Annotated in this window: 15 protein-coding genes; 9 read left to right on the top strand and 6 right to left on the bottom strand. The window is 63.2% G+C overall.

The window, feature by feature from the left end; genetic code table 11:
* Window positions 1-154: 154 nt before the first annotated feature.
* The 4 genes from AB4O16_RS05410 to AB4O16_RS05395 form a co-directional block, all read right to left on the bottom strand.
* Window positions 155-1,159, bottom strand: coding sequence for an NAD-dependent epimerase (locus AB4O16_RS05410; RefSeq protein ID WP_460157226.1), 1,005 nt, complete (start codon window positions 1,157-1,159; stop codon window positions 155-157).
* Entirely contained in the window at window positions 1,156-2,508 is a 1,353-nt protein-coding gene (locus AB4O16_RS05405; RefSeq protein ID WP_460157225.1) for a UDP-glucose dehydrogenase family protein, read from the bottom strand. Before AB4O16_RS05405 ends, AB4O16_RS05410 begins: the two co-directional genes overlap by 4 nt.
* A gap of 480 nt (window positions 2,509-2,988) precedes the next feature.
* On the bottom strand, window positions 2,989-4,929 hold the full coding sequence (locus AB4O16_RS05400; protein ID WP_460157224.1) for an acyltransferase family protein: 1,941 nt from the start codon (window positions 4,927-4,929) through the stop codon (window positions 2,989-2,991).
* 145 nt (window positions 4,930-5,074) lie between these two features.
* Window positions 5,075-6,115 (bottom strand): AraC family transcriptional regulator ligand-binding domain-containing protein, encoded by a 1,041-nt coding sequence (locus tag AB4O16_RS05395; protein WP_460157223.1) that lies wholly within the window; start codon window positions 6,113-6,115, stop codon window positions 5,075-5,077.
* A gap of 71 nt (window positions 6,116-6,186) precedes the next feature.
* On the opposite strand from AB4O16_RS05395, the gene AB4O16_RS05390 reads away from it, so the two are divergent.
* The gene (locus AB4O16_RS05390; RefSeq protein WP_460157222.1) at window positions 6,187-7,101 is read left to right on the top strand and encodes a LysR family transcriptional regulator; all 915 of its coding nucleotides are present in this window, start codon (window positions 6,187-6,189) and stop codon (window positions 7,099-7,101) included.
* Between the two features lie 130 nt (window positions 7,102-7,231).
* Here AB4O16_RS05390 and AB4O16_RS05385 read toward each other — a convergent pair whose 3' ends face one another.
* A complete protein-coding gene (locus AB4O16_RS05385) occupies window positions 7,232-8,149 on the bottom strand; it encodes a LysR family transcriptional regulator (protein ID WP_460157221.1) in 918 nt (305 codons plus the stop codon).
* Window positions 8,150-8,246: 97 nt separating this feature from the next.
* Between AB4O16_RS05385 and AB4O16_RS05380 the strand changes: the two genes are divergently transcribed.
* The 5 genes from AB4O16_RS05380 to AB4O16_RS05360 all read left to right on the top strand — a co-directional run bounded on the left by AB4O16_RS05380 (window position 8,247) and on the right by AB4O16_RS05360 (window position 16,364).
* Window positions 8,247-9,086, top strand: coding sequence for an AraC family transcriptional regulator (locus AB4O16_RS05380; RefSeq protein WP_160389014.1), 840 nt, complete (start codon window positions 8,247-8,249; stop codon window positions 9,084-9,086).
* Window positions 9,087-10,290: 1,204 nt separating this feature from the next.
* The gene (locus AB4O16_RS05375; RefSeq protein ID WP_460157220.1) at window positions 10,291-12,117 is read left to right on the top strand and encodes a DUF1302 domain-containing protein; all 1,827 of its coding nucleotides are present in this window, start codon (window positions 10,291-10,293) and stop codon (window positions 12,115-12,117) included.
* Between the two features lie 11 nt (window positions 12,118-12,128).
* Window positions 12,129-13,466, top strand: a complete 1,338-nt coding sequence (locus tag AB4O16_RS05370) for a DUF1329 domain-containing protein (RefSeq protein ID WP_460157219.1) — start codon at window positions 12,129-12,131, stop codon at window positions 13,464-13,466.
* 160 nt (window positions 13,467-13,626) lie between these two features.
* Window positions 13,627-14,976, top strand: coding sequence for a DUF1254 domain-containing protein (locus AB4O16_RS05365; protein WP_460157218.1), 1,350 nt, complete (start codon window positions 13,627-13,629; stop codon window positions 14,974-14,976).
* Window positions 14,973-16,364 (top strand): DUF1254 domain-containing protein, encoded by a 1,392-nt coding sequence (locus AB4O16_RS05360; protein ID WP_460157217.1) that lies wholly within the window; start codon window positions 14,973-14,975, stop codon window positions 16,362-16,364. The genes AB4O16_RS05365 and AB4O16_RS05360 overlap by 4 nt, the downstream gene beginning before the upstream one ends.
* A gap of 1,166 nt (window positions 16,365-17,530) precedes the next feature.
* On the opposite strand, the gene AB4O16_RS05355 is transcribed toward AB4O16_RS05360, so the two are convergent.
* Window positions 17,531-19,504, bottom strand: a complete 1,974-nt coding sequence (locus AB4O16_RS05355) for an alkyl/aryl-sulfatase (RefSeq protein ID WP_460157216.1) — start codon at window positions 19,502-19,504, stop codon at window positions 17,531-17,533.
* Between the two features lie 135 nt (window positions 19,505-19,639).
* Between AB4O16_RS05355 and AB4O16_RS05350 the strand changes: the two genes are divergently transcribed.
* The 3 genes from AB4O16_RS05350 to AB4O16_RS05340 are packed head-to-tail and all read left to right on the top strand — an operon-like array spanning window position 19,640 to window position 23,844.
* Window positions 19,640-20,308: an ABC transporter ATP-binding protein gene (locus tag AB4O16_RS05350; protein ID WP_160388002.1), complete on the top strand. Its 669-nt coding sequence runs from the start codon at window positions 19,640-19,642 to the stop codon at window positions 20,306-20,308.
* A 1-nt stretch (window position 20,309) separates the two neighbouring features.
* Window positions 20,310-22,781, top strand: a complete 2,472-nt coding sequence (locus AB4O16_RS05345; RefSeq protein ID WP_460157215.1) for an ABC transporter permease — start codon at window positions 20,310-20,312, stop codon at window positions 22,779-22,781.
* Entirely contained in the window at window positions 22,771-23,844 is a 1,074-nt protein-coding gene (locus AB4O16_RS05340) for a lipocalin-like domain-containing protein (protein WP_160388000.1), read from the top strand. Before AB4O16_RS05345 ends, AB4O16_RS05340 begins: the two co-directional genes overlap by 11 nt.
* Window positions 23,845-23,927: the final 83 nt, after the last annotated feature.

Below are 23,927 nucleotides of genomic sequence, written 5' to 3'. Positions count from 1 at the left end.
AAATCCTCCGCATAGTTCAGCCGCGTGCGGCGTGGGCGATAGGCAGTCATTTAATTAATTACGCAATTAATTAATTAGTTGGTTAGTGCTTGGTTACTACTTAGGTATTACTGGGTTGTTGCCGGGTTAATTACTTTGTTAGTTAATTAGTTAGTTAGTAGTAAGTGCGGAACCAGGCAACGAAGTGCCCAAGTCCCTCATCCAGTTCGATCCGTGGCTGGTAATCGGTTGCGCGGGCCAGGTCGCTGGCATCGGCGCAGGTGTTGAGGACATCGCCCGGCTGCAGGGGCAGCAGTTCGACCCGGGCTTTTTGCCCCATGTGCTTTTCCAGCAGCGCCAGATAGTCCTTGAGCTGCACCGGGTGCTGGCCGCCGATGTTGAAGATCCGCCAGGGCGCCATGCTCGTGGCCGGGTCCGGGTGTTCGCGGTCCCATTGGTCGTTGGCTTGCGGCGGGCACTCGATCAGGCGCGTGATGCTCTCGATGATGTCGTCGATGTAGGTGAAGTCGCGCTGGTGCTCACCGTAGTTGAACAGCTTCAGCGGCTGCTCTTCGGCAATGGCCCGGGCGAACTGGATCGGTGACATGTCAGGCCGGCCCCAGGGACCGTATACCGTGAAAAAGCGCAGCCCCGTGCAGGGAATGCCGAACAGGTGGCTGTAGCTGTGGGCCATCAACTCGTTGGACTTCTTGGTCGCGGCGTACAGCGACAGCGGATGATTGACACCGTCCTTCACCGAGTACGGTGTGTGCTGGTTGGCGCCATACACCGAGCTGGACGAGGCGTAGATCAGATGCTTGACCGGGTGCTTGCGGCAGCTTTCGAGAATGTTCAAAAAGCCGCTCAGGTTGCTCTCGAGGTACGCCCGCGGATTTTCCAGGGAGTAACGCACACCGGCCTGGGCCGCGAGGTGGATCACCACGTCGGGTTGTTCCTCGGCAAACAGGGTCTCTATGGCCGTGGCATCGGCCAGGTCAACCGTCGAGAGCTGGAAAGGGCGTGCCTGCTCCTGCACCCAACGCACGCGATCGTGCTTGAGTTGCGGGTCGTAGTAGCTGTTGAAGTTGTCCAGGCCGAACACCTGGTGGCCATCGCGCAGCAGTCGCAGCACGCAATGGGCACCGATGAAACCGGCCGCTCCGGTGACGAGAATCTTCATGGACGCACGGCCTCGGGCACGATGTGGCGCAAGCCGATGCCGCTGTAATGCAGGCCGGCGGCTGCCACCTGTTCCGGGTTGTAGAGGTTGCGCCCGTCGACGATCACCCGGCTGCGCAGTTTGCTCGCCAGCAGGTCGAAGTCGACCACGCGAAAGTTCTTCCACTCGGTGCAGATCACCAGGGCATCGGCGTCTTCGAGCGTGTCATCGCGGGTGGCGCACAGGTGCAGGCCGTCGCGGTAGCCGTAGAGGCGCCGGCATTCGGACATGGCTTCCGGGTCGTAGGCCTGCACGCTCGCGCCTTCGGCCCAGAGCGCCTCCATCAGATATCGGCTGGGCGCTTCGCGCATGTCATCGGTGTTGGGCTTGAACGCCAGGCCCCACATGGCGATGGATTTGCCGGCCAGTCCGCCCGGGAATCGCGCCTTGAGTTTGCTGAACAGGATATGCCGCTGGCTGTCGTTGACCTCGGTCACGCTGCGCAGCAGGCGCAGGGGCATGCCGCTGTGCTCGGCGGTGTGCAGCAGGGCGCGCAGGTCCTTGGGGAAGCAGGAGCCGCCGAAGCCGCAACCGGGGTAGATGAAGTGGTAACCGATGCGCGGGTCTGAACCGATGCCTTTGCGCACGGACTCGATATCGGCGCCGAGCAACTCGGTGAGGTTGGCCAGTTCGTTCATGAAGCTGATGCGCGTGGCCAGCATCGCGTTCGCCGCGTACTTGGTCAGCTCGGCGCTGCGGTTGTCCATGAACATCAGTTTTTCGTGATTGCGGCAGAACGGCGCGTAGAGCTCGCTCATCTGGCTGCGGGCTTCTTCGTCAGCGGTGCCGACGATGATCCGGTCCGGGCGCATGCAGTCGGCCAGGGCGCTGCCCTCCTTGAGAAACTCCGGGTTGGACACCACCCGTACCTTCAGCGAGCCTTTGCCGCGGCGTTGCAACTCTTCGATGGCGGTGGCGCTGACCTGGTCCGCCGTCCCGACCGGTACCGTGGACTTGATGATCAGCGTGCGGTCGGACTCCATGTAACTGGCAATCTGCCGGGCCACGTTCAGCACGTGGCTGAGGTCGGCCGAACCGTCTTCGTCGGCGGGCGTGCCGACGGCGATGAAGATCAGGTCGGCATGCTCCACCGCATCGCTGGCCTGGGTGGTGAAGAGCAGGCGACCGGCCTTGATGTTCTCTTCAAGGGTGCCCGAAAGCCCTGGCTCACTGATCGGTGGCACGGCCTGTTGCAGTTGCCGGATCTTGTTCGGATCGATGTCGACGCACAGGACGCGATGTCCGACATCGGCCAGTGCCGCTGCTTGTATCAGGCCAACATAGCCCGTACCAAATACGCTCACGTCCATATTGGCGTGCCTCGTAAGACGGTGAAGAGTCGGGAAGTAAAACTGTCAAAAGGGGTATAGACCAGCCTCGGCAAACCGTGTCAACAAACCGTCTGTTAAATGGACAAGACACCCCCAAAACTGGGGGGCCAATTGCCATCAAAGTCGCACCACTATTGGGTTTTCCCCCGATTTTGAGGGGCCGGCGAGAATTCAAAGAAAGCGATAAACGGTCGTAAGCCGCGAAATACAAGGGTTGTAGCAGATCGAGTGTGTCAGATTTGAGTCATTGTTTTTTTGACGCTTTTCAAAAAGTCAGACAATTTTTACGTACAGATGGCGCAATGCCAGTGTCAAGAATCGACCGACAATCCATTGGCAAGGGGTCATCGGGTCATTGCAAAATACAATGATCCGACAGGTCGACGGGAGCGCCGGGAAGTGGCATTTTCCTGAGCCGGGCGCCCTTGTGGTCGGGCACCCTTGAACGGGGAGGTGGTATCAGTTGACTGCGGCGGGATCAATCCGGGCATCGGCGGTTTGCGGTTTGACCTCAGGGTCGTGCAGCAGGGAGAAGCCACGCTCGAGCAGGGTGCGGCCGATGAACCGCGAGCCCACTTCGTTCAAGTGCGAGTCGTCCAGGTACAGCAACTGACCCTCGATGATCGGACTGCACACGCCGGCCGGGCAGATCACCTGGTTGGGGTCGATGAAGCGTATTTGCGGGAACCTGGCCCGCACGTCCGCCCAATAGGGCGCCGGTGCACTGCGGGCGACCGAGCAGTTGCGCTCGTTGCCGAACATCAGTCGGCGAATCGGGCAACTCGCCGCCTTTTCGATGTGCTGGTTGCTCAGGATGACGATCACCTGGCCGCTGTTCTCCACCACCCGGCGGATGCTCGCTTCGACCAGGTCCCTGGCCCGCTCATCCTTGGGCCAGATCGCCGCCAGTACCACGTAGCGATACTTGTGCTGCTCGATCAGGCTGAACACCCGCTCGTTGCGTTTCGCGCAATGGGCCGCATACACCGGGGGCATTTCCGCGGTGTAGCCGAGGATCGGCGGGCAGGAGTCCATGGTGTAGTCCATCAGCATGATGTTGTTGGGTTTGGCCAGAATATCGACCATGCCGGTGAAGTGATTGGCGAACGAATCGCCGATCATGATGCCGTCCAGCGCCTCCTTGGTCGCGCCCAACCGGCAGCGCTCGTTGGGTTCGGTCTGGTACAGCGCATTGGGGACGTGGCAGCCGCTGCGGACCTCGGCGGGCTTGTTCAGGGTCATCGCTTCAAGCGCTGAGACGTTGGCGTTGAAGCGTTGTGGAAAACCGTTGAACTGCACGCTCAGCCCCGCCAGCACGGCCAGCCCCAACGCCGGCAGGGCAAACCGGCGGGTGAAGACCCGGGCAAAATGCAGACTTGCCCCGGTCCGTCGAAACGGCACTTCGACATACCGCCACGACAGCCACGACAGCAGAATGGAAGCGCCGATCAGCAGCGCCCCCACCCGCAGATCGATGGGGATTTCCAGGTAGTTGAGGAAGGCAATCAGCGGCCAGTGCCACAAGTACAGCGAGTAGGAGATCAGGCCGATGAACACCATGGGCCGGCTGGTGAGCAGGCGCGAATGACGCTCGCCGCTGCCGGCCAGGATCAACAGGGCGGCGCCCAGGCAGGGGATCAAAGCGTTGATCCCGGGAAAGGTGGAGTTGGCGTTCAAGGCAAACAGCGAGAAGCCGATCAGCAGGTAGCCCGCCAGCGCAAAAACATGGCCCGCCAGCTTGCCGATGACCCGTGGCTGGTGCAGGTAGACCGCGAGCAGCCCGCCCAGCATCAATTCGAAAAAACGCGTGGGCAGCAGGTAGTAGGCGGCCGTGGCGAAGACCCCGGTTGCGTACTCGGAAACGCCCACCGCCAGCACCACGCCGATGGCCAGCACGGGCAACACGTAACGCGGCGCCAGGCGATACAGCAGCACGATGAACAGCGGCCAGATGACGTAGAACTGTTCTTCGATACCCAGCGACCAGGTGTGCAACAACGGCGCTTCGCTGGCATCGGCGGCGAAGTAGTTACCGTACTTGACCCAGATATAGATATTCGAAACGCCCAGCAGCGACAGCAGGGCGCTGACGTTGAGCCGCACCAGGTCGACCGGCGACAGGATGAAGGCGCCGACGATCACCGTCGCCAGCAGCACCGTCGCCAGCGCCGGCACGATGCGGTTGATGCGCCGCTGATAAAAACCCTTCAGCGAGAACGCATTGCGCCTGACCTCGGAAAACACCTGGGACGTGATCAGGAACCCGGAGATGACAAAGAAGATGTCGACGCCGACGTAGCCGCCGGGCAACAGGCCGGCCTTGAGGTGATGCAGCAGCACTGCGATCACTGCGACAGCGCGCAGCCCATCGATGTCGGAGCGGTACTTGCCTTGAGCCATGCGCCTGACCTTCCCTAAAACCGAAGCCATCCATCGATGTCCGACCCGTGATATCCGCTGTCAGGACGCTGGACATTCAACCCACCCATCATTTGTAGCTGGAAACTGGTGGGACGCAAAAATCAATGGCGTACGAGCGTGGCTTTTATCGACCTTGCCGGGTTCGCCAGGCGCCCGGCGCGCACCCCAGCCACCGCAGGCATGCACGGTTGAAACTTTGCACATCGCTGTAGCCCAGGCGGTCGGAAATCTCCACCAGTTCCAGGTCCGTTCCCTGCAAAAAGTCCTCGGCACGGTAGCGGCGGTACTCGTCGAGCAACTCGGAAAAACTCCAGCCCAACGCCTTCAAGCGTCGGGCCGCGGTGCGCTCGAGCAAGTGCTGGGTGCTACAGAATTGCTGCCAGTTGGCGGCGGCGAGGTCGGCGATCAAATGGTCGCAGACTTGCTCCAGCAAGGTCGGTTCGCTGTTGCGTCGGGTCTGCTCCAGCAGTTCGACCAGCGTGCCTTCCAGTTCCTGGTTGCCCGGCGTCAAGGGGATAACGAACAGCTGCGGATCGAGACGGATCGCGTGTTGTGCCTGTTGCCACTGCACGGGGGCGCGGAAGGCTTGCTCGTGATCCTGCGGGTTGGCGGTGCAGGGGCCGGCCAACGCGACAGCCAGTATCGGATCACGCTCCAGGCCACTGGCGAGGAACTTGCGCCGCAACATGCTGCACAGGCTGATGAGGATGTAGTCGGTGGTTGCCGCGCAGGTTTTCACGCTGCCGCGGTCGAGCAACTGCAGTTCGACGCTGTCGTCGCCACGCACGATCCGCGCCTGGAAGTGCCCGTTGAAGAACGGAAAGAAGCGCACGAAATACTCGCAGGCGCTGTCCAGTGAATCGGCCACGTCGAACAGGTACGTCAGGCCGTTGGTGGCGGTGGAAACGAAACGCCGACCGGCCGCCAGGCCGATCAGCGGGTCGCCGCTCTGTTCCAGGGCAAACGCCCAGAAGCGCCGCGACAGGAACAGCGGAATGCGCATGAATGGCGTGCGCAACTCGAACAGGCTGCGCCGAAACAGGCCTTCGATGCTGTCCCGGTTCACGCCACGGGCCAGCAACTCTTCGATGGCCGGCAGCAGGGTCGGTGCGTAGAACGCATTGGGTATCGATGGGGCGTGCAGTGGCTGATCGCTTTTTGTCATGTAGGGCTCACAGCTTGTTCCGGAACACTGGTTAGGCTGCCCGACGTTAAGCGATTTGCCGGAGCAAGACCATGCTTGATTTACGCCAGCTCGATTTGAACCTGTTGCTCGCCTTCGATGCGATTTACCAGCAGCGCAGCGTCACCCGTGCCGCCGAGGTGATGTGCCTGTCGCAGCCGGCCATGAGCAATGCGTTGCGTCGCCTGCGCGAATTGTGCGGCGATCCGCTGTTCATCAAAAGTCGCCTGGGCGTGACGCCGACGCTGGTCGCCCATCGCCTGGCCGACTTCGTGCGTGCCGCGCTCGAGTCACTGCGCGACGGCTTGCGCATGATCCCCGCCGCACGGCAGAACAATCCGCTGCTGCGCATCAGTTGCCTGGATTGCCTGCAACCGGTGCTGCTCGATGCCTTGCTCGAATCGCCCCACGCCGATTGGCAGGTGCGGTACTTCCAGCCCCGGCGCCGTGACGCCTTGCAGGACCTGGCCAGCGGCAAGCTGGATATCCTGATCGACCTCGACCAGCCGCTGGCCGGGCTGGCCGGCCTGCACAAACAGACATTGCCCGCCGACCATTACGTGTTCGCCTATGGCGCCGCGCTCAAGGAACCGCCGCGCACCCTGCAGGAGTTTCTGCTGCAACCGCAGATTCAGGTGTCGAGCCGCCGCGACGGGCTCAGCCCGGTGGACTTGCAGCTTGGCTTGAAAGGCCTGCGGCGCAATGTGGCGATGAGCACCCAGAGCACCCTGGCCGCGAAGCTGATCGCCGACCGCCAGCCGTTCGGCATCAGCCTGCCCAGTCGGGTCGCCAGTGTGCTGGGCCTGCAACAGGCGCCGCTGCCCCTGGACGAACCCGTTGAGCTGAAGCTGGCGCTGTACATCGAGTCGCGCTATCGCTTCGAGCGCAGCCGCGAAGAGGCGATGCATTGTCTGCTGCGTGCGCTGGGAGAGCCTCGGGCGTTGCAGGCCATGGCGCGGCGTGCGTGACTTCAAAGCTGCGACGAACCCTGTGGGAGCGAGCTTGCTCGCGATAGCGGCAGGTCAGTCAAAAGTGATGTTGACTGACCCGGCCCCATCGCGAGCAAGCTCGCTCCCACAGGGGGCCGTGGTTACTCGACTAATTCGACGCCAACAAACGCCGGTCGACCGACAGCACCGCATCGACCATCGCCAGTGCCGCCGGTGTCAGGGAGTGGCCGGCGCGGCTGACGATGCCGTAGTGCAGTTGCAGGCCGGGATCCTCCTTGGGCACATCGGCAAATTCCAGCAGGCGGATCAGGCCTTGGTCGACCAGTTCGGCCAAGGCTTCCACGGTGGCGATGCCGACGGCGTCGGAGTGCATCACCACGCGGCGGATGGCATCGAACTGCGCGCATTCCACGCTGGGGTTGAAGTCCGCCTCGCCCTGCACGTCGGCGAGGATCTTGCGGATCATCGGCGGCATTCGCGTGCCGACCACCGCGTAGTCGAGCAGGGCGCGCAGGGACAGGTTGTGCTGCTGTACCAGGGGATGGCCGACCCGGCAAAAGAACCGCCCGCGCCGGGGTCGCAACAGCTGTACCTGGTATTGCGGGTCGCCGGTGAAGTAGCGCGCGTCGGCCACGAGGAATTCGATCTGCTGCTCACGCAGCCAGACCGCCAGTTGTTCCCAGTCGCCCTGATGGAAGCTGATACGGATCGCCGGGTGAGCCTGGATGAATTGCGCCAGCGCCTCGGGCACCAGCACCTGGGCCGGATAGGGGCCACAGCCGAAGTGCAATTCGCCACCGGTCAGGCCGTTGTATTGGGTCAGTTCGTTGTGCAGGGCCTGGCTGCCGGCGAGCAGGCGCCGGGCATGTTGCAGCACCAGTTCGCCCTGGCCGGTCAGGCGAAATTCACGGCTGCCGCGCTCCACCAGCGCGCAGTCGAGGTCGCGCTCCAGGGTCTGGATGCTGCGGCTGAAGGCCGGTTGGCTGAGATTGATCGCCTCGGCGGCCCGGCCGAAATTGCGGTAATCGGCCAGGGCGACAAGGTGGCGGAGTTGTCTCAGGTCCATCATGCGTCTCCTGCATTTGGCGGATACTTTTAATGCATTGGATCGATAGCATAGAGACTGGCATAAGTACACGCCTGTCTTCTCGCCGTAACGTGCCATGACCAGTCAACCATTCATCTCCAGCGCCTTTACCCGCACCATTCTCAGTCATGCCCGGCAGTCCGGCTTGTGTCAGGACCAGTTGCTGCAACGGGCCGGCATCTGCCTGTCGTTGCTCGAGGGGCAGGACCTGCACGTGCCGGCGCATCTGGTCGAACGTTTGTGGAATGAGTGCGAGCGAGCGGGGGCGGGGGCGTCGTTTGGCTGTGAACTGGTCAACGGCATGGCGACCACCACGTTGCGCGGCTTGAATATCTTGCTGGACTCTGCCGCGACCCTGCGTGCGAGCCTGGCGTGCTTTACCGAGTTCATGCCGCGGGTGACCAACTGTGTGGTGGCGGAACTGGAGGAGGGCGGCGGGCAGGCTCGTTTGCATTTGCGCAGTGTTGGCCAGCAGACGCATTTTTTTGGCCTTGATGCGGCGACGCTGACGTTGGTGCGTAACATTGCCCGACGCTTGGGGCGAGCGCCGGCCGAGGTGTTTGTCGCGGTCCACCTGACGCCGCGACAGGCTGCCGGGAAGTGGTTGCGCAGTGTGGGTGTCGAGGTGCTGGAGGGTTCGCATCCGTGCTTGAGCCTGCCCGCGGCCAGCCTTGATGAGCCGTTGTTGGGGGCGAATGCGTTTTTGCATCAGAGCATGTTGCGGCACTGGCAGACGGCTGCGGTGCAGCATGCTCGCAGTGACAGCCTGGAGATGGCGCGGCATTGGTTGACGGCGGGGGATCAGCCGATCGAGCGGATCGCCGAGCGGTTGGGGTATCGGCAGCCGAGTAATTTTATTCGGGCGTTTCGTAAGCAGTTCGGGATTACGCCTAAGCAGTTTCGCCTTGGGTTATAGGGTGATGGGTCGGTGTACATATCCGTTGCTGCGGTAACGGCGACTTATGGTTTCGCCCTTACGGCGAGTCCCTTTTGTCAAACGACACAAAAGGAACCAAAAAGTCTCGCCCCTTGCGTACGGCCCCTCGCTAGAGCTCGGGGTTCCTTCGCTCCGGCATTCATCCGGGGGCATCGCCCTCCGGTTGGCTTCGCTGGCACCTACATGCGATGAGTTCGACTGCGTCGAACGGCGCTGCGCGCCAATCCCCGGATGAACACCTCCACTCAGCCTCCCGATGGGGCGGGTGGATCAAGATCAAGAGCTGCAGGCGAGCTAACGCTCGGCCTGGTGAGTGGTGAAAAGCGTGGATGCACGCCGATCTGCTGTTGCTCCTCTGTGGGAGCCAGCCTGCTGGCGATGGCGACCTGGAAGCCTACCAATATCTCCCAGACATACGTCGATCCCTTGTAGGAGCTGGCTTGCTAGCGATGGCGACCTGGAAGCCAACCAATATCTCCCAGACATACGTCGATCCCTTGTAGGAGCTGGCTTGCTAGCGATGGCGGCCTGGAAGCCAACCAATCTCTCGCAGATGTACTCAATCTCTGTAGGAGCCCGGCTTGCCGGCGATGGCGGTGTGTCAGGTGCCGCAGGGTTGGCTGGGATGGCGCCATCGCCGGCAAGTCGGATCGCCGCACCGCAGCTCCTACAAAGGAGGTATGTACAGCCTCGCGATCAGGCCGGCCGGCAGGCCGCCTCGCTTTTGCTTTTGATTTTCTTGCCCCATCGAGAGGCCGAGTGGAGGTTCTGCGCAGTGGGCAACCCGGCATGGATGCCGGGTTAGCCGCCCCCGGCCATGGATGGCCGATGGCGGCGGGCCCACGGAGCAGGACCGGAGCGAGGGAATGCCGAGCCTAGGCGAGGCACCGAACGCCAGGGGCAAGAGCCCTTTGGTTACTTTGGGCCGGGCCGCGCAGGCTTTTCCAAAGTGACCCGCCGTAAGGGCGGAACCATAAGCAGCCGTTAAAGCAGCAATGGATATGTACACCCGCAAGCCAGCGTCGAATGACAGACCTTCGCGAGCAGGCTCGCTCCTACAGGTAGCCACAGCAGAAGCGCCCACAGATCCCCAATGATTATTTTTTGTCGGCCATCGCTTGCGTGTCATGACCGATAGTTGGGCACCGTGTCCGGGCTGAGCAAACCTGACCGGAGCCCAATAATGATAAAAAAACGCTCGGCCACAGCCGGAGTCCGCCAACGACTTCACCGGCTTGGCCATACTCGCCCGCAACCGCTTGCGCTGGCGATTCTTGCCGTACTCACGGGGCCGACCCATGCCACCACCTGGGACCTCAACGAAGACTGGAGCCTGTCGACCAAGACCAGCCTGAGCCTGGGCAGCAGCTGGTCGACGCAGAACCCCGACAAAAGCCTGATGACCCGCGCCAATGCCTTGCAGGCCCAGGGCGTGAATGCCAATGGCACCAGCGTCAGCGCCGACGACAATCGGCTGAATTTCGAGAAGGGCGACACCATCTCGCAGCTGTTCAAGGGGCTCACCGATGTCAGTCTCGATGGTCAGGGCCAGGGTGCGTTCCTGCGCTTCAAGTACTGGTACGACCATGCCTACGAAACCGGCAATGGCCGCTTCAAGGACTTCGACGATTCGGGCTGGAACGATCTGTCCAGGTTCAAGGGCTTCGAGGTGCTCGATGCGTACGTCTGGAAAGACTTCCAGCTGGCCGGGCATCCACTGAACGTGAAGGTCGGTAACCAGGTGTTGTCCTGGGGCGAGGCGCTGTTGATCCAGAACGGCATCAACGTGATCAACCCGCTGGACATCTCGGCGTTCAACCGTCCGGGCGTGGAGATCAAGGAAGGGCAGTTGCCGGTGGAGATGGTCTCCTTCAGCTTCGGCCTGACCGACACCACCAACCTCGAAGGTTTCTACCAGTACAACTGGCGCCCCAGCGTGCTCGACGGTTGCGGCACCTTTTTCGCCACCAGTGATGCGATCCAGCCCGGTTGCGGGCCGCTTTACCTGAGCCAGGTGCAGACCGATCAACAGATGCAGGCCGCCGGTTTGTACGCCACTTCGCGGGGCAACGAATCGCCGTCGGACAACGGCCAGTTCGGCTTTGCGTTGCGTCAGATGATTCCGGCGTTGAACGATGCCGAAGCGGCGTTCTACTACATCAACTATCACTCGCGCCTGCCGTACTTCACCATCGATGCCAGGAACACCGCCTTGCCCGGCACCTTCCCCGGTGGCATCCAGGGGCCGAGCTATGCGGCGGCCTTTCCGGAAAACATTCACCTGTACGGCATCAGCCTCAACGGTGTCGAGCCGGTTACCGGCATTTCCCTGGCCGGCGAGTTGAGCTACCGGCCGAACATGCCGCTTGGGATCAACGCACCCGACGTCAACGTCGCGGTGATTTCGGGTCCCGGGGGCAGTTCCTGGTTGCAGTTGCCGCCGGGCTTCAGCACCACCAATGGCAGCCAGTTCGATGCATGGGAGCGCAAGGGCGTCTGGCAGTTGACCGGCTCGGCCACCCAGGCCATCGACAACGTGCTGGGCGCCACGCGCCTGAGCCTGTTCGGTGAAGCCGGTGTGGTGCACATCGACGATCTCGGCGACGAGCGTCTGGGCCGTAACGCCGCGTTCGGCCGCAGCGCACCGCGCAACGGTACGCCGTGCAACACCGTGGCTTCCGGTGTGACCAACCAATACTGCACCGACAAGGGTTTTGCCACCGATTGGTCGTGGGGTTATCGCCTGCGCGCCAGCCTCGAATACAGCGACGTGTTGCCGGGCATCAACCTGATTCCGGCCGTCAACTGGCGGCATGACGTTTCGGGCTATTCCTACGATCCGCAAGGGCCGTTCCAGGAAGGCCAGCAAGCGTTGGGCTTGAGCCTGACCGGCGTCTACATGAACGACTACAGCGTGGAACTGGCCTACAACACATTCTTCGGTTCTAACGACTACAGCACCCTCGACGACCGCGATTTCGCATCAGTCAGCTTCAAGGCAGACTTCTAAGGAGAACCGTTATGCGTATGCAATTGTGCGTGCTGGCCCTGGCCTGCACCGTCGGCCTGGCTCAGGCCAAAGGCACCGATTCGGCGGCCCTGGGCAAGACCCTGACCCCCATGGGTTCGGAAATGGCGGCCAATGCCGACGGCAGCATTCCGGCCTGGACCGGTGGTCTGGCGAGCAACGCCGGCACCGTCGACAGCAAGGGCGGCTACAGCGACCCGTATGCCGCCGAGAAACCGTTGTTCACCGTCACGGCGAAGAACGTGGCGCAGTACGAGAAGTTTCTCAGCCCCGGGCAAGTCGCGCTGTTCAAGCGTTTTCCCGACACCTACAAGATGAACATCTACCCGAGCCATCGCAGCGCCAACCTGCCCAAGGATGTGCTGGCGGCGAGCCGCGACAACGTGGCCAAGACCAGCATGGCCGATGGTGGCAACGGCCTGCACGACTACGCCAGGGGTATTCCGTTTCCATTGCCCACCGAAGGCCTGGAGGTGATGTGGAACCACATGACCCGTTATCGCGGCGGCAGTTACGAGCGCATCAGCAGCTCGGCGCTGGTGCGTGAAAACGGCGCCACCAGCTACGTGCGCAACCAGTCCTTGATCAACTTCGCCGACACCGTCGGCGGGCTGGAACCCAACTCGAACATCCTGTTCATGTTCAAGAGCCGGGTGCTGGAACCGGCGCGCCTGTCCGGCGAGGCGGTGCTGGTGCATGAGCCGATCGACCAGGTCGCCGAGCCGCGTTCGGCCTGGCAATACCTGCCGGGGCAACGTCGCGTGCGTCGTGCGCCGATGATCGCCTACGACAACAGCGCCCGTTACAGCAACGGCCTGATCACCGCCGACAACATCGACGGCTACAACGGTGCACCGGACCGTTTCGACTGGAAACTGGTGGGCAAGCAAGAGCTGTTCATCCCCTACAACAGCTACAAGATCGGCAGCCGCGACCTCAAGTACGACACCGTGATCCAGCCCAACCACGTCAACCAGGACCTGGCCCGCTACGAGAAACACCGCGTGTGGGTGGTGGAGGCGACCCTCAAGCCGGGTGCCCGGCACATCTATGCCAAGCGCCGCTTCTATGTGGACGAGGACAGCTGGCAGATCGCGCAGTCGGACCAGTACGACAGCCGCGGTGAGCTGTGGCGTAGCGGTGAACTGCACGCGATTCAACAGTACGACCACGGCTTCACCTACAACGTGCTGGAAACTTCATACGACCTGATTTCCGGGCGCTACTACGCCGGCGGCCTGGCCAACGAAGAGACCGAACCGATGCGCGTGGGCTTCGCCGCCAAGACCGACGACTACACCCCGTCTGACCTGCGGCGCTGGGCCAAGTAAATCGTATTGCAGCACCACCGCAAGTCCCTGTGGGAGCGGGCTTGCCCGCGATGTGGGAGTGTCAGTCGACGACATTGCTGTCTGACACACCGCCATCGCGGGCAAGCCCGCTCCCACAGGGGATTGTGGTGCATTGTTGATTCCACAAAGGAGACCTACCGTGCGCCACTGGATATCCGCACTGGCCCTGGGCGCGAGCCTGGGCACTGTTCACGCCACAACCCTTGATCAATCCCAGGCGAAGGCGTTGGCGCAAGAGGCCTACGTGTTCGCCTTCGCCACCGTCGAACACGACAAGGTGCTCAGCGCCATCGCCGCGAAGCTGCCGTTCAACCGTCTCTACAGCGAACCGCGCCTGCTCGGCCCGCAAGACAACAAAGTGGTGTCGCCGAACAACGACACCTTCTACTCCCGCGCCTTGCTCGATCTGCGCAGCGAACCGATGGTGCTCGATGTGCCGGCCGTGCAAGGTCGCTACTACAGCTTCCAGCTGGTCGACATGCGCACCGACAACCTCGACTACATCGGCACCCGCGCCACGGGTGATCAGGCGGGGCGCTACCTGATTGCCGGTCCGGATTGGCGGGGTGAGGTACCGGCGGGCATCAGCGGCGTAATCCGCTCGCCGAGCCGGTTGGTGTTCCTGCTGGGACGCACCGAGGTCAAGGGCGATGCCGACCAGAAGGACGCCGCCAACGTGCTGACCGGTTATGCATTGCAACCACTGTCCAAAGTCAGCGGCGGCGCGCCACCTGAACCGTCGGCAGCGCTGCAACTGCCAGCCTATGCGGACACCCGACAGGGGCCGGCGCAGACGCTGTTCAGCACCTTCAACGCGTTGGCGCCGCTGCACCAGTGGAGCGCCGGCGAGCAGGAAAAACTCGCCCGTTTCGCCGCCATCGGGGTGAAGCCGGGCGTTGCATTCCAGGCCCCGGCGGACTTGAGCGAGGCCGTCGCCCAGGGTGCCGAAGCCGGTCGCGAGCAGGTGCGCGCAGCCTCCAGCCAGCTGTCGGTGGAGCAGCAGGGCTGGCTCCCTTCGCCGGCCAACGTCGGCAAGTTTGGCGACGATGACCTGACCCGCGCTGCGGTCGCCTGGCGCTACATCTATGCCAACAACGCGGTGGAAGCGCTGTACCCGATGGCGCTGCACGATGCAAAGGGGCAGATGCTCGACGGCCGGCACGCCTATCGCCTGCATTTCCCCGCCGGGCAATTGCCGCCGGTGAATGCGTTCTGGTCGCTGACCTTGTATGACGGCAAGACCCAGTTGCTCGCCGCCAACCCTATCCAGCGTTATGCCCTGGGTGATCGCAGCCCTGGTCTACAATACGATGCCGACGGCGGCCTGACCCTGATCCTGCAAGGCGAAACGCCCAAGGCTGCGCCGCAGGGCAACTGGCTGCCGACACCGCAAGGTCCGTTCAACCTGTTGCTGCGCCTGTACCTGCCCAAGGGCGGGGCATTGGACGGAAGTTATCAGTTGCCGACGATAACGAGGATCGAATCATGAACCTGATGTTCAGTCGCCGCCGGATGCTGGGCAGCATGGGGGGACTGGGAGCAAGCCTGATGTTGCCAGGCTGGTTGCTGGCCGCCGATGCCGATGCCGATGAGCTTCGGACCATTGCGCGGCAGGCGTGGATCTACGCCTATCCGATGCTCATGCACTACCAGACCATGGAAAAACAGGCGCTCCACCCGGCTGCGCCGGAGTACGTCGGCGGCTTCAACCGCTTTCGTCATTACAGCGAGTTGTTTACCCCGAACAACCGCGACATCGTCACGCCGAACAACGACACGCCGTACTCCTGGGCCTGGCTCGACCTGCGCAGCGAACCCCAGGTGCTGAGCGTGCCGGCGGTCGATGACGAGCGCTATTACGTGCTTCAACTGGTCGACCAGTACACCCACAACTTTGCCTATGTCGGCGTGCTCAGCACGGGGCGCGAAGCGGGCAATTACCTGATCGCCGGCCCCGATTGGCAAGGCCCGACACCGGACGGCGTCCAGGCGGTGCTGCGCAGTGAAACCGAAATCGTCATGGTGCTCGGAAGAACGGGCCTGAAAAACGCCGGGGACCTGCCGGCGGTGCGAGCCTTGCAGCAGCAATACGGGTTGCGTTCGTTGCATGAATACATCGGCAGTGCACCGCCCGCAGCGGCACCGGTGATTGGCTGGCGCCCCTGGGACAGCAAGACCGGGTTGGGGTTGGAGTTCATTGCGGCGCTCAACCAGATCCTCAGCCTGTGCCCCACGCAACCTTCCGAACAAGCCTTGCGCGCACGCTTTGCACGAATCGGTATCGTGCCCGGCCAGGGTTTCGACCCGGCAACGTTGCCGCAAGCTACGCGCGAGGCACTGCTTGCCGGAATCCAGGAGGCCCAGGCGCAACTGCAAGCCGCGGTGAGCCAGGTACGCACCACCCTCGGCCTGTTCGGCACTCGCGCAGCGCTGAACGGCAACTACCTCAACCGCGCTGTCGCGGCGAGTGTCGGCATCTACGGCAACAGCGTGGAGGAGGCCTTCTACACCGGCACTCGCCTGGACAATCAGGGGCAACCCTTGCAGGGCGGGCGAAGCTATCGCCTGCGCTTCGCACCGGGTCAACTGCCGCCGGCCAGCGAGTTCTGGTCGCTGACCTTGTATGACCTGCCGGACCGGCAACTGGTGGCCAACCCGATCAATCGTTACTGCCTGAGCAGCCGGGATCAACTGCAGATGGACGCGGACGGCGGGATGACGTTGATCCTGCAGAATACCGCTCCAACTGCGCAGAGCAACTGGTTGCCGACACCTGCAAGCGGGGCGTTCAGCCTGGTCCTGCGCCTGTATGGACCTGGGCAGCAGGTGGTCAATCAGCGCTGGCAAATGCCGGTGGTTGAAGTGGTGTCTGCTTGAAGAGCATCGCGGGCAGGCTCACTCCTCCAGAGGATTTGCGTCGGCACAAAATCTTTGTGCACAACGGGGGACCCTGTAGGAGCGAGCCTGCTCGCGAAGGTCTGTCATTCGACGCTGGCTTGCGGGTGTACATATCCATTGCTGCGGTAACGGCCACCTATGGTTCCGCCCTTACGGCGGGTCACTTTGAAAAGCCCAAAGTAACCAAAGGCTCTTGCCCCTTTCGTTCGGTGCCTCGCCTAGGCTCGGCATTCCCTCGCTCCGGTCCTGCTCCGTGGGCCCGCCGCCATCGGCCATCCATGGCCGAGGGCGGCTAACCCGGCATCCATGCCGGGTTGCCCACTGCGCAGAACCTCCACTCGGCCTCTCGATGGGGCAAGAAGATCAAAAGCCAAATCAAAAGCCAAAGCGAGGCGACCTACCGGTCGGCCTATTTTTGGGGAGGGGCGCTCACCTTGATGTATTGGGGCGGCTGCCAGGCTGCCAGGCCGCCATCGCGAGCAAGTCGGATCGCCGCACCGTCGCTCCTACAGTGGTTCTGTGTCGGCCAAAATCTTTGTGCACAACCGGGACCCTGTGGGAGCGGGCTTGCCCGCGATGGCGGACTGTCAGTCAACGATGATGTTGAATCCGGCCGCCTTGCTTTTGCTTTTGATTTTCTTGCCCTATATCGAGATGCCGAGCGCAGGTTCTGCGCAGTGGGCACCCGCCGTAAGGGCGGAACCATAGGTGGCCGTACCGCAGGAACGGATATGTACACCCGCAAGCCAGCGTCGAATGACAGACCTTCGCGAGCAAGCTCGCTCCTACAGTGGTTCTGTGTCGGCCAAAATCTTTGTGCACAACCGGGATCCTGTGGGAGCGGGCTTGCCCGCGATGGCGGACTGTCAGTCAACGATGATGTTGAATCCGGCCGCCTTGCTTTTGCTTTTGATTTTCTTGCCCTATATCGAGATGCCGAGCGCAGGTTCTGCGCAGTGGGCACCCGCCGTAAGGGCGGAACCCTAGGTGGCCGTTACCGCAGGAATGGATATGTACACCCGCAAGCCAGCGTCGAATGACAGACCTTCGCGAGCAGGCTCGCTCCTACAGTGGTTCTGTGTCGTTCACAAATGCTGTGAACGGCATGGATTCCAGTGGGAGCGAGCCTGCTCGCGAAGACGGTATCAAGGCGTGACGATATTGAACTGCGGCGCAAACGTATCAAGGCTGCCCATCAGCTCCCCAAGCTTCTTGCCATTGCCTTGCAACTTGATCAGGCCTTTCTGGATCGCCGTCGGGATGTCCAGCTGCTTGAGGCTGATCTGCTCCAGCGTCGCCTTGCTCATGCTCACACCGGCATCCGCCTGAGCATTGAGCCCGGCACGGTGGGTCAGCACGCCATTGCGCAGGGTCAGGTTGAAGTCTTTGTTCAGGTCTTCGAAGGTCCAGTTCAAGGTCAGGTCATGGCCCACGGCCTTTTCACTGTCCAGGCGCACCGCCAGGAAATCGAAGAACATCTCGGGGCTCATCGCCCGCACCATGTCCACCGACACCGAAGTGCCCGCATGGGGTGGCACGCCGTTGCGCAGTTCCATGGCGCCGGTCAGGTACATGTTGCGCCAGGTGGCGTTTTCACTTTGATAGCCCATTTGCTCCAGCGCCTCGGCCTGGGCTTTGCGCGCCTCTCCGTTGTCCGGGTTGGCGAACAGCACCTGATTGCCCAGTTGCGCGGCCCAGCGGTATTCGCCCTTGGCGATCGCCCCACGCATTTTTTCCAGCACCGCGTTTTCACCGCCCATGGCCTCGACCGTGCGCCGGGCCGTTTCTACCGGTGGCAGCGGATTGAGGTTGGCCGGGTTGCCGTCATAGAAACCCATGTAGCGCTGATACACCGCGCGGGTGTTGAAGCTCAGGGAACCGTAGTAGCCACGGGTGTACCACTTCTGGTCGAGGCTGCCGGGCAGTTTCTTGATCGAGTCGGCGATTTCCAGCGGGGTCAGGCCCTGGTTCAGCAGGTGCAAGGTGCGGTCATTGAGGAAGGCGTACATGTCGCGCTGGTCGGCGAGGAAGGTGCGGATGCGTTCGCCGCCCCAGGTCGGCCAGTTGTGCTGGGCGAACAACACGTCGCTCTTGTCGCCGTAACGCGCCAGGCTGCTGTCCAGGTACTCTGCCCAGGCCTTGGCGTCGCGCACTTGCGCGCCGCGCGGGGTGAGGATGTTGTGCATCATTTGCGTGGCGTTTTCGGCCATGCACAAGGCGCGCAACTGCGGCAGGTACAGGTTCATTTCCGCCGGTGCCTCGGTGCCCGGGGTCAACTGGAATTCCACGTCGAGGCCGGCGATGGTGCGGGTTTCCAGTTCCTTGTCGATCAGGTCGGTGGGCGGGATCAGGGTGACGGTGCCGCCGCTCGGCGAGCTTTTGCCCAGGCCCGCGTCTACCTGGCCGTGATCGCCACGGGGCAGCAGGCTGCCGAACTGGAACTGCGCGCGGCGACTCATGGCGGTGCCGGCATAGACGTTCTCGCTCATCACGTGTTCCATGAACCCGGCGGGGGCGAACACCTTGACCTTGCCGGCCTTGACGTCGGCCTCGTCGATGACCCCGCGCACGCCGCCGAAGTGGTCGACGTGGGTGTGGCTGTAGATCACCGCCACCACCGGTTTGTGCGGACGGTTCTGGTAGTACAGGTCCAGCGCGGCCTTGGCGGTTTCGGCCATGGTCAGCGGGTCGATGATGATCAGGCCGTCGTCGCCTTCGATGATGGTCATGTTCGCCAGGTCGAGGCCGCGCACCTGATACAAGCGTGGGCTGACTTCGAACAGACCGGCGTGGGCGTTGAGCTGGGCCAGGCGCCAGAGACTCGGGTTGACCGACTCCGGGGCCTGGTCCTTGCTGAGGAAATCGTAGGCCTGGATGTCCCAGATGACCTTGCCCGAGGCGTCCTTGACCTGGCCCTTGAACGGCGCGATCAGGCCCTTGCTGACCGACTCGTAGTCGGTGCGGTCGGTGAAGGGCAGTTGTTGCAACACGGCGGCGTTACTGGCCTTGGTCTGCGGGCTGACCGCGACCGGCGCATCGGCGGCGACCACCGTTTGTGCGAGGCAGGCAGTGATCAGGCAAGCGAGCAGCCCGCGAGGGCTGAGGGTGAAACGAGGCATGGCGTCTCCGTTTTTATCGTTATGGCTGGACCAGCCTCGAGGGTAGGGTGGTGGGGCGGCGGGGCGATGAGCGTCACCGGACAAAAACCATTCAGGGCCGCTATCCTTGGGCCTCGCATACCCGACAGGTGAGCCATGCTTGAAGTCCACGGCGTTTTCAAAAGCTACGCCACTGCGCAGGGGCCGCTGCCGGTGCTGCAAGGCGTCGACCTGACGCTCAGGCCCGGCAGCAGCCTGGCGCTGATGGGCGAGTCGGGCAGTGGCAAAAGCACCTTGCTGCACCTGATTGCCGGGCTGGACAGGATCGATCGCGGCAGCATCCACTGTGGCGAGCATCGCCTGGAACAGATGAATGAAGGACAACTGGCGCACTGGCGTCGTACGCAAATCGGCCTGGTGTTCCAGCAATTCAACCTGATCGGCAGCCTGCGGGTCGAAGACAACCTGGCGATTCAGGCACGGCTGGCGGGGCGTCATGACCCTCGCTGGCAAGCGCACCTGGTGCGGCGCCTGGGCCTGGGCGAGCTGCTGCGGCGCTACCCGGAGCAACTGTCCGGCGGCCAACAACAACGGGTCGCACTGGGGCGGGCGCTGGCGTCACGGCCGCCATTGCTGCTGGCCGACGAGCCCACCGGCAGCCTCGATGAAAGCACCGGCGCCGAGGTGCTGCAGTTATTGCTGGAGCTGCTCGACGACAGTCCCACCAGCCTGCTGATGGTCACCCACAGTCCCGGCGTGGCGGCGCGGCTGGCGGAAAAAGCCTTGCTCAGCGGCGGTCGACTGGCCTGTGCGGGCGAGCGCTGACATGCGCATTTTCGGCGAAACCCTGCGCGCGCTGCTCAGTCATTGGCGACAGCACCCGGTGCAGTTTTTCAGTGTGCTGACCGGGTTGTGGCTGGCCACCAGCCTGTTGACCGGCGTCCAGGCACTCAACAGCCAGGCGCGGGACAGTTACGCCCGCGCCAGTCAGTTGATCGGCGGCGAACCTCAGGCCAGCCTCGGCGCGCCGGGTGGTGGCACCTTCGCGCAGCAATGGTTCATCGACCTGCGCCGCGCCGGCTGGCCCGTGTCACCGGTGCTGCAAGGCCGGATCACGCTCAAGGGCCATGAAGCGCAGCGCCTGCAGTTGATGGGCATCGAGCCGGTGTCGTTGCCGGCGGGCGCGGCGGTGGCCGGGCAGGCCCTGGCGATTGAACAGGTGGTCGATTTTTTCAGCCCGCCGGGCACCACCTGGATTTCGCCGCAGACCCTGCAGGCATTGGGTTTGCGTGAAGGTGACCGACCGTTGAACCTGGCCGGCGTGGCTCTGCCGCCGCTGCATGCGCAGGCTGACATGGCGCCCGGTGTGCTGCTGGTGGACATCGGTTTTGCCCAGCAGGTGCTCGGCTTGCCGGAGCAACTGTCGCGGCTGCTGTTGCCCAAGGATTTCACCGCGCCGCTGCCGGAGGCGTTCAAGGGGCAGCTGCAATTCAAGCGCGCCGGTGAAGAAAACAACCTGACGCGCCTGACCGAAAGCTTTCACCTGAACCTCGATGCCCTCGGGGTGCTGTCGTTCGTGGTCGGCCTGTTTATCGTGCACGCCGCCATCGGGCTGGCGCTGGAGCAGCGGCGAGGTTTGCTGCGGACCCTGCGAGCCTGCGGTGTGAGTGCGCGGATGCTGATCGCTTGCCTGGCCGTCGAACTGGCCGGGTTGGCCCTGCTCGGCGGGTTGGCCGGGGTGGTCAGCGGCTACCTGCTGGCCGGCGTGCTATTGCCGGATGTCGCCGCCAGCCTGCGTGGTTTGTATGGCGCCGAAGTGGCGGGGCAGTTGAGCCTCAGCCCCTTATGGTGGTTCAGCGGCATCGGCCTGAGCCTGATCGGCGCATTGCTGGCCGGTGCCAACAGCCTGCTGCGGGCGGCGCGCTTGCCATTGTTGGCGCTGGCCGACCCGCAGGCCTGGCATCAGGCCCATGCGCGCTGGTTGCGTCGACAGGGTTGGGTGGCGGCCATGGCCTTGGTGATCGCGCTGTTGGCATTGGGTTTCGGCGACAGCCTGATCAGTGGTTTCGTGTTGATGGCGGCGCTGTTGATCGGTGCCGCGCTGGCGTTGCCGGTGGTGCTCAGTGCGCTGCTCGGTCTGGCTTCGCAGCGCAGTCGCTCGGTGTTGGGCCAATGGTTTGTCGCCGATTGCCGCCAGCAACTGCCGGCGTTGAGCCTGGCCTTGATGGCGCTGCTGTTGGCCATGGCCGCGAACATCGGCGCCGGCAGCATGACCGCCGGGTTTCGCCAGACCTTCAGCGACTGGCTCGAACAACGGCTGACGGCCGAGCTTTACCTCAACCCGCAGAACCCGGCCCAGGCCAGGGAGCTGCAGAGCTGGCTCAACCAGCAGCCGAAACTGGCGGCGGTGCTGCCCAACTGGCAAGTGTCGATCCAGTTGCAGGGCTGGCCGACGGACCTGTCCGGGATCATTGACCACCCGACCTATCGCCAGCACTGGCCGCTGCTCGAAGCCCTGGGTGACGACCCTTGGCAGCGCCTGGCCAAGGACGACGCGGTGATGATCAGCGAACAACTGGCCCGGCGCCTGAAAGTGCAACTGGGCGATCACCTGACGCTGCCGACGCCCACCGGCCCATGGTCGCCACGGATCGTCGGGATCTACGCCGACTATGGCAATCCCAAGGGCCACATCCTGGTCAACATTCGCCACTTGCTGCGGGGCTGGCCGCAGCTGACACCGAGCCGTTTCAACCTGCGCATCGAACCGGCGTCGATCCCTGCGTTCGTGACGGCGTTGCAGACGCGTTTCAGCCTGGATGACAGCCGCATCGTCGACCAGGCGCGGCTCAAGGGCTGGTCCACGCAAGTCTTCGAACGCACCTTCGCCGCCACTGCCGCGCTCAACAGCCTGACGCTGTGCGTGGCCGGGGTGGCGCTGTTCATCAGCTTGCTGACGCAAAGCCAGAGCCGTCTCGGGCAACTGGCGCCGCTGTGGGCGCTGGGCGTGACGCGCCAGCAATTGATGCTGCTCAACCTCGGCCAAACCTGGTTGCTGGCGCTGCTGACCCTGGTGCTGGCGTTGCCATTGGGCATCGCCCTGGCGTGGTGCCTGGACACGGTGATCAACGTCCAGGCCTTTGGCTGGCGTCTGCCGTTGCGGGTGTTTCCATGGCAACTGTTGCAGTTGATGGGGCTGGCGCTGCTGGCGACATTGCTGGCCTCGGCCTGGCCTTTGTACCGCCTGTACCGCACGCAACCGGCGGATTTGCTGCGGACATTCGCCCATGAAGATTAAGTTCGGCGTCTTGCTCCTGGCGTTGCTGGCGAGCGGTTGCGATCAACCGGCACCGGTCGAAAAGGGTTTTGCCGGGCTGGGCAACCAGGCCGCTGCGTTTACCCCGGTGGTGCCCGGTCGGGTATTCGGTTTCCCGGCGGATCACGGCCCCCACGACGGCTTTCGCATCGAATGGTGGTACATCACGGCCAACCTGAAGGACGAGCAGGGGCAAGCGTTCGGCGCGCAATGGACCTTGTTCCGCAGCGCCTTGAAAGCCAGCCCCGAAGTGGCGGGCTGGCAGAACCAGACGATCTGGCTCGGCCACGCGGCGGTGACCTCGGCGACCGTGCATCACGCGGCCGAACGTTATGCCCGTGGCGGCGTCGGCCAGGCGGGCGTCAGCCTCACGCCGTTCAATGCGTGGATCGACGACTGGCAGCTGCGCAGCCAGGGGACTGCCGACGATCCGTTGGCCGACCTGCAACTCAGCGCCAGCGACCAGCGTTTCAGCTACCGGCTACGGTTGATCCCGACAGGGCCGCTGGTGCTGCAAGGGGACAAGGGCTTCAGCCAGAAATCCGAGCAGGGTCAGGCTTCCTACTACTACAGCCAGCCGTTTTTCCAGGCCAGCGGCACCTTGACCATCGACGGTCAGGCCTTTGCGGTCAGTGGCCCGGCCTGGCTCGACCGCGAATGGAGCAGCCAGCCCCTGACGGCCAACCAGAGCGGCTGGGACTGGTTCTCCCTGCACCTGGACAGCGGCGAACAGGTGATGCTGTATCGCATGCGGCAAAAGGACGGCGAGCCGTACCTCACCGGCACCTGGATCGACGCTCGGGGCCAGACGCAATTGCTCGATGCCAGCGACATCAGCCTCACCCCGCAAGACACCGCCCGCGTGGCCGGCCGCGAGATGCCCGTGCGCTGGTCGATAAAGATCCCCGCCAGACATCTCGATATCGTCATCACCGCGCTCAATCCCCAGGCCTGGATGGATTTGCGCATTCCCTATTGGGAAGGCCCGGTGCGCCTAAGTGGCAGCCATGCAGGGCAGGGCTATCTGGAGATGACCGGGTACTAGGCGCTCGTGCAAGGAAAATCACCGCTGCGGCGCGACCACTCGCAGAACAGCGTCTATGCTCACTCGCACACATGGCGTTGAAC

This window comes from Pseudomonas sp. S2_H10 (genome assembly GCF_054668285.1).
The sequence above is the reverse complement of the archived record's forward strand: the minus strand, read 5'-3'. Positions and strand labels throughout refer to the sequence as shown.

Coding starts and splice junctions, on each gene's coding strand:
- AB4O16_RS05380 (WP_160389014.1), top strand. CDS start 8,247: ATGACCAGTCAACCATTCATCTCCAGCGCCTTTACCCGCACCATTCTC.
- AB4O16_RS05355 (WP_460157216.1), bottom strand. CDS start 19,504: ATGCCTCGTTTCACCCTCAGCCCTCGCGGGCTGCTCGCTTGCCTGATC.
- AB4O16_RS05340 (WP_160388000.1), top strand. CDS start 22,771: ATGAAGATTAAGTTCGGCGTCTTGCTCCTGGCGTTGCTGGCGAGCGGT.
- AB4O16_RS05350 (WP_160388002.1), top strand. CDS start 19,640: ATGCTTGAAGTCCACGGCGTTTTCAAAAGCTACGCCACTGCGCAGGGG.
- AB4O16_RS05405 (WP_460157225.1), bottom strand. CDS start 2,508: ATGGACGTGAGCGTATTTGGTACGGGCTATGTTGGCCTGATACAAGCA.
- AB4O16_RS05360 (WP_460157217.1), top strand. CDS start 14,973: ATGAACCTGATGTTCAGTCGCCGCCGGATGCTGGGCAGCATGGGGGGA.
- AB4O16_RS05410 (WP_460157226.1), bottom strand. CDS start 1,159: ATGAAGATTCTCGTCACCGGAGCGGCCGGTTTCATCGGTGCCCATTGC.
- AB4O16_RS05385 (WP_460157221.1), bottom strand. CDS start 8,149: ATGGACCTGAGACAACTCCGCCACCTTGTCGCCCTGGCCGATTACCGC.
- AB4O16_RS05395 (WP_460157223.1), bottom strand. CDS start 6,115: ATGACAAAAAGCGATCAGCCACTGCACGCCCCATCGATACCCAATGCG.
- AB4O16_RS05390 (WP_460157222.1), top strand. CDS start 6,187: ATGCTTGATTTACGCCAGCTCGATTTGAACCTGTTGCTCGCCTTCGAT.
- AB4O16_RS05375 (WP_460157220.1), top strand. CDS start 10,291: ATGATAAAAAAACGCTCGGCCACAGCCGGAGTCCGCCAACGACTTCAC.
- AB4O16_RS05400 (WP_460157224.1), bottom strand. CDS start 4,929: ATGGCTCAAGGCAAGTACCGCTCCGACATCGATGGGCTGCGCGCTGTC.
- AB4O16_RS05345 (WP_460157215.1), top strand. CDS start 20,310: ATGCGCATTTTCGGCGAAACCCTGCGCGCGCTGCTCAGTCATTGGCGA.
- AB4O16_RS05370 (WP_460157219.1), top strand. CDS start 12,129: ATGCGTATGCAATTGTGCGTGCTGGCCCTGGCCTGCACCGTCGGCCTG.